Genomic DNA, 1,618 nt, shown 5'->3' with positions numbered 1-1,618 from the left:
CCGGCGCGGGGGGGGAGGGAGGGGGGAGTGCTGGTAGTGAGGGCCGGGGCGGTCCGGCAGAAGGGGGGCGTATTGGGGAGCCGCGCCGCCGGGGCCAGACGGGTGAGGGGCGCACCGGAGTTCGACAGTTGATCCACGAAGTACTTGGCGGCGCGCTCCAGCGACACGGCAACGGCCTCCTCGGCCTCGTGGGGCAGGGACAGGATCTCCATCGCGGTGCGGGTCAGCATGGCCTCCACCTCCCAGAAGCCGCCCTGTTCCTGGCGCTGACGTAGCGCGGCAACGGTGCCGATGGCGGCGAGATAGCCGGTGGCGTAGTCGTTGGGCAGGGCGCCGACCAGGTGATGCTGCTCGCGCCCGCGGGAGGCCAGGTCCACCATGCCGGAGCAGGCCTGCGCGAGCTGCTCCCAGCCCTTGCGCTTGGCCCAGGGGCCTTCGGGGCCATAGGCGGAGACCCGGGTCACCACCAGGTTCGGGTTCAGCGCCATCAGCGCCTCGCGGGTGAATCCGAGCCGCTCCAGCGAGCCCGGCGCGTAGCCCCAGACGAGCACGTCGGCGTCCTTGAGCAGCTCCGTGAACCGGGCCTTGGACTTCTCCATGCCCAGATGCAGCAGGATCTGCTTCTTGCCGTAGCTCTCCTCGAAGATGGCCGGATAGAGGAACGGGAAGGCCGGATTGCGCACGGAGATGACGTCGGCGCCGTTGTCCGCGAGCACCCGGGTTGCCCAGGGACCGGCGATCACATGGGTGACGTCGATGACGCGCACGCCCTCGAGGGGCCGATGCCTGGCCTCCGGCAGCACGCGCTCCTTGGTATCGCCGAAGCGCTTGGACAACACCACCGGCTCGGCGGCCATGGCCTGCCCCTGCGGATGGGCAAGCCATTCCTCGGGGGTACACACCGGTGCCGTACAGAGCCCGAGGGCCTCGAAGTCCGCCTCGATCTTTGCCGAGTCGTGCTGAGCCACCCGCTTGATCAGCGCGTCCTGGTCGTGCGGGGCATCGAAGTACTTGAGGATGCCGTCGCGCAGATGCGGATAGGCGCCGTTGAAGCACATCCAGCGACCGTCGCGGGTCTCGTAGAAGCCGTTGACCGGCACCGTGATCTCGCCGCCCATGATGACGACGCCGTTCATGTAGTGATACAGCCCGTCGTTGAAGCTCAACGCGGCATGGCGCCGGTCCACGGCGACATCCTGCGCGGGCAGTCCGCGGGCGTGGCCCAGTTCCGCCACGCTGGTGCCCAACGCCGCGACGACGCCGGCGGCGAAGTCGGCGACCTTCATCGGCTCCTTCAGGAAGGTCGGCGTCTGATCGACCTGCACCTGGTCCGCCGGCGTGGCGATGCCGACGGCCTCTGCGATGGCGTCGTGGATCCGCTTTTGGTGTGCATTCATGGTCATGGCTCAAAACCCCGCGGACTTGGCAGCTTCCGGGGGAAAATCCACCACGTAGCGAATCACCTTGCCCTCGTCGTTGAACCAGAGCAGGTTGAACAGCGGTGCCGCCTGAAACGACTTCTCGGGCGGCTCAGCTTTCTTGCGCAACGATGCGCTGCCCTGCATGAAATAGGCGTTGCCGTCTTGGTACCCGCAGTCCAACACTCGCCGGGTAACGA

The 1,618-nt window shown here is 67.7% G+C and carries 2 protein-coding genes; both read right to left on the bottom strand.

The window, feature by feature from the left end; all coding sequences use genetic code 11:
- Positions 1 to 1,397, bottom strand: a 1,397-nt coding sequence (locus I6U14_RS16535) for a CoA transferase (RefSeq protein ID WP_296900710.1), incomplete at its 3' end; no start/stop codon positions are given.
- Between the two features lie 9 nt (positions 1,398 to 1,406).
- Positions 1,407 to 1,618: hypothetical protein (locus I6U14_RS16530; protein WP_296900708.1), on the bottom strand; the 212-nt coding region annotated here is incomplete at its 5' end.

Origin of the sequence: Thiohalocapsa sp., from assembly GCF_019695415.1 — a bacterium.
Lineage (GTDB): Bacteria > Pseudomonadota > Gammaproteobacteria > Chromatiales > Chromatiaceae > Thiohalocapsa.
This window is presented reverse-complemented; position numbering and strand designations above follow the sequence as displayed.